Origin of the sequence: Burkholderia sp. JPY481, assembly GCF_038900515.1 — a bacterium.
Lineage (GTDB): Bacteria > Pseudomonadota > Gammaproteobacteria > Burkholderiales > Burkholderiaceae > Paraburkholderia > Paraburkholderia youngii.
Genome location: NZ_JAYMRT010000127.1, coordinates 1 through 586 on the forward strand (window position 1 = coordinate 1; position 586 = coordinate 586).

At 67.9% G+C, this 586-nt stretch carries 1 protein-coding gene; it reads right to left on the reverse strand.

The features are described 5' to 3' along the window. Nucleotides 1–586 (reverse strand): phosphopantetheine-binding protein (locus VSR82_RS39960; protein ID WP_498858923.1); only part of this gene is annotated, 586 nt, incomplete at both ends.

Here is a 586-nt window from a genome sequence, read left to right on the forward strand (position 1 = left end):
CATACAGCTGATCGAGGCTGCGTCGCCACGCCGCGCGATCCAGCCTGCCCTGCAGCCGCCACCCCAGCGGAACGTGGTAGCGGGCGCTGTCCTTGTCCAGCTGTGCCAGAAACCACAGCCGCTGCTGGGCAAACGATAGCTCAAGCGGCGCCTGGCGCGATACGGCCACAATCGCCGGCAGGTGTTGGGGACCGGAGCGGCTCAATACCTCGACGATACTTGCCGCAAGATCGCCCAGCACCGGTCTGGCGAACAGCGTCGACAGCGGCAGTTCGACCCCAACAGCCTGCGACAGCCGGCTCGACACCTGTACCGCGAGGAGCGAGTGGCCGCCGAGCTCGAAAAAGTTGTCGTGGCGTCCGACCCGCTCCAGACCTAGAAGCTCGGCCCAGATCTCTGCCAGCGCCGTTTCGACTGCGCCCTGCGGCGCCTCATAGGTCGTCCGCGCATACGCATCGTCAGCCGGCGCGGGCAGTGCCTTTCGGTCGAGCTTGCCGTTGACCGTCAGCGGCAGCGCCGCCAGCGGCACGAACGCCGCCGGCACCATGTAGTCCGGCAGCTGCCCCACCAGATGCGCGCGCAGCGT